This window comes from uncultured Dialister sp., from assembly GCF_937959425.1.
Classification (GTDB): Bacteria; Bacillota; Negativicutes; order Veillonellales; family Dialisteraceae; genus Dialister.
This window is the reverse complement of the sequence record NZ_CALGPS010000080.1, coordinates 1-3147: the sequence shown is the minus strand read 5'-3', so window position 1 is coordinate 3147 and position 3147 is coordinate 1. Positions and strand designations below refer to the sequence as shown.

Below are 3147 nucleotides of genomic sequence, written 5' to 3'. Positions count from 1 at the left end.
GTGCATAAAAATTCTTATAAAAGAAAACTCTATGAATTAATCAGTGCTTCCCTAAAAAAGCAGTAAAGAAATGTCAATCATTTCTTTACTGCTTTTTTCATTTCGACACATAGGGGCTCCCTTTCAGGAGGAAGCGCCAGGGGAAGTCTTTGCCCCAGGCAGCGTAGTCTATGTTTTTCCGTTTTGTAATTTCCAGGGGCCAGGGGCCTTTTTCTCTTGTTTCCACGTAGAGGGTATCTCCGGTGAGGTCCATGCCGTAATAGGACATATCGATGCCCAGGGCCTGGGTGAGGCGGCCGGGGCCGCTGGTGAGGAGTTTTTCTTTTGTCTGGTGCCTTCTTTTTGTCATAAGGTCCAGTCCTTCCAGCGGTTCCAGGGCACGGATGAGGACGGAGCCGGACTCTCCTTCGTGGCCGCAGACGAAGTTGAGGCAGGTGTACATGCCGTAGATGAGGTAGACGTAGGCATGGCCGCCTTCTCCGAAGATGATTCTGGTCCGGGGAGTGATTCCTTTGAACACGTGGGCGCCGTCGTCTTTATGGCCCTGGTATGTTTCGCCGTAGGCTTCGCATTCCACGATGCGGCCGGCGGTGATGCCTTCGGGGGTTTTTGAGACTATCACGGTGCCTATGAGTTTTCTGGCGGTGGTGACGGCGTCACCCAGGAAGTCTTCTCTTGTCCATTTCATTTCACGTCTACCTGCATGCCCATGTCCAGGCTCTTGGGCGGGTCTGTAATCACCCGGTCCCCTTCTGCCAGTCCGTCCATAATGAGGACGTAGCCGCCGGTGTCGCTGGCAATGGATACGGATTTCATGTCCACCAGGTTGTCGTCATTCACTACGGCCACGGTGCTGTCACCGATGACGGCGGATTTGGGGATCATGAAGCAGGAAACGTTCTGTCCGCTTTCGATGCGGATGCTGTATTCGTTTCCGATGGTGATTTCATCGTCTGTATTGTCCACCTGCACTTTGTAGGTGGTGAATTTGTCGCCGTCTTCGTTGGGCTGTTTTTTGAGTTCGCCGTACCAGATTTCAGAGCCGTCGCTCATGGTGACGGTCAAGGTTTTGTCGTCTTTGGCTTTTTCCATGACGTTGTCCAGTTTCGCCGGAATCTGGACGGAGGCGGTGACCGGGGAGTCCTGGCGGATAACCAGGGCCGGTTTCCCTGCCATGGCCAGATGGGTGTCGCCGATGTAGACCTGGGAAATCACGCCGCTGATGGGGGCCCGCACGGTGCAGTTGGCAATGGTTTTTTCCAGTGTCTGCAGGGAGGCCACCAGCTGGGCCGGTGCCTGGGCAGGCGCTGCTGCGGGAGCCTGCTGTACGGCGCCGCCGCCTTTTCTTCCTTTGATTCTCTCATATTCCGCCCGGGTAATAATGCCCTGTTTCAGGAGGGATGCTTCCAGGCTGTCATCTACGGCGGGAGCGCTGTAGGTATAGGTGGGCGCCGCTGCCTGGGAGGCGGCGGCAATCTGGCTCCGAAGGGCCGCTGCCTGGGATTCGTACTGGGAGGAGTCGATTTTGAAGAGCTCGTCTCCCGCATTCACCACAGTACCCACGTCAGGGGGGTTGGAAATCAGATTTCCTGAAACCTGTGGAATCACCGGCGCCGTATGGAGTGCTTCCGGCGCTGCCTTTGTTTCCAGGGTAAAGGGTTCCCTCGTCTGCTGTGCTTTCATTACGTGAACCGAGGGACGGCTCCCGCAGCCTGAAAGAAACATGGCGGCGGACAGGCAGAATGCCGCCGCACAGGCCATCCATTTATTCATTTTCATGCCTTCTTTTCTGTCATTATATGGCCGGCAATGAGTTTTGCCAGTTTTTCAAGGGTGTCATCATCGGCAGGGGATGAGGAAATATGGACCGCATCGCCCAGAATGGTGCATTTCTTCAAAGCGCCTGCCTTTTCCATCATGAGCTTCCCGCTCACATTGGGTGCCCAGCTGCTGTTTCCAATGATGGAAATGGTGCGGTTCTGCACGTCCATTTCTTTGCAGAGGTCCAGGAATGCATTCATCACGGGGTTCAGGCCCATGTTCATGGTCACCGCCGCCAGCACCATATGGCTCCGGCGGAGTACCTCCGGGAATGCCTCTGTAATGGAGCTGCTGCAGAGGTCCACCAGCTTCAGGTTCTTCACGCCCTCCGCCGCCAGCTTTCCTGCCAGGATCTGGGCCGCCATGGCCGTATTGCCGTAGGGGGATGCAAAGAAGATGGAAACGGACCGTTCTTCCGGCTCCCAGGATGCCCATTTCCTGTAGAGGGACATCATCTTTCCAATATCTTCCGGCCTTCTGAACACCGGACCGTGGAGGGAGCAGAGATAGCGGATATCCAGCTTTTCCGCCTTCTTCAGGGCCATCAGCACCTGCGCGCCGTAGCGGGCCACAATGTTGGCGTAATATTTCCGGCAGCTCGGGAGGTATTCTCCGTCGTAGTCCACATCGTCCGCAAAGACGGAGCCGTTCAGCACGCCGAAGGTACCGAAGGCATCGGCGCAGAAAAGCACCTTTTCACTTTCCTCATAGGTAAAAGTCACCTCCGGCCAGTGCACCATAGGTGCCTTCAGGAAATGGAGCCGGTGGGAACCCAGTTCGATTTCCAGCTTTTCATCGGAGGTGATGAATCGGTCACGGAGAGAAATATGGAAATACTGGTCGATCATCTTCTGCGCCTGGGGCGTGGCCACGATCTTCGCTTCCGGATAGGCCTCCGCCAGGGCCAGGAGAGACCCGCTGTGGTCCGGCTCCATGTGGTTGATGATAATGTAGTCCAGCTTCCGCCCCTGGAGAAGATGGGACACATTGTCCATAAACACATCCCGAATCACCGAATCCACCGTATCCATAACCGCCGTCTTTTCATCGTCAATGAAATAGCTGTTATAGGAAATGCCCCGGGAAATGGGAATCAGATTTTCAAAGCGGGTAGATACGAAATCATTGCCGCCGATCCAGTAAATATGTTCAGTTACTTTCTGTTCGTTATGCATGGTGAAACCCCTTGTCATATGCTGATAAAAACAGTCATTTTCGCTTTTTAAGTATACCACGAATAAGAAAAGGGTTCAAAAGGTTCAAAAGGGAAGGTAAGTGTCAAGTTTTCCTCGGTAATTCATTTGACTGTCGATAATTACTATCTCC

General features: G+C 54.0%; 3 protein-coding genes. All 3 read right to left on the bottom strand.

Annotation, left to right across the window (positions count from 1 at the left end; genetic code table 11):
• Positions 1–97: 97 nt before the first annotated feature.
• From Q0482_RS03160 to Q0482_RS03150, 3 genes are read right to left on the bottom strand one after another with little or no spacing between them, the layout of a single operon-like run.
• Positions 98–688, bottom strand: coding sequence for a DNA-3-methyladenine glycosylase (locus tag Q0482_RS03160; protein WP_299143283.1), 591 nt, complete (start codon positions 686–688; stop codon positions 98–100).
• Positions 685–1773 (bottom strand): efflux RND transporter periplasmic adaptor subunit, encoded by a 1089-nt coding sequence (locus Q0482_RS03155; RefSeq protein WP_299143280.1) that lies wholly within the window; start codon positions 1771–1773, stop codon positions 685–687. Before Q0482_RS03155 ends, Q0482_RS03160 begins: the two co-directional genes overlap by 4 nt.
• A gap of 2 nt (positions 1774–1775) precedes the next feature.
• The gene (locus tag Q0482_RS03150) at positions 1776–2996 is read right to left on the bottom strand and encodes an MBL fold metallo-hydrolase (protein WP_299143277.1); all 1221 of its coding nucleotides are present in this window, start codon (positions 2994–2996) and stop codon (positions 1776–1778) included.
• Positions 2997–3147 lie beyond the last annotated feature (151 nt).

Bases quoted from the DNA above. Each gene is read 5' to 3' on its own strand.
- Q0482_RS03160 (WP_299143283.1), bottom strand. From the start codon at position 688: ATGAAATGGACAAGAGAAGACTTCCTGGGTGACGCCGTCACCACCGCC.
- Q0482_RS03155 (WP_299143280.1), bottom strand. From the start codon at position 1,773: ATGAATAAATGGATGGCCTGTGCGGCGGCATTCTGCCTGTCCGCCGCC.
- Q0482_RS03150 (WP_299143277.1), bottom strand. From the start codon at position 2,996: ATGCATAACGAACAGAAAGTAACTGAACATATTTACTGGATCGGCGGC.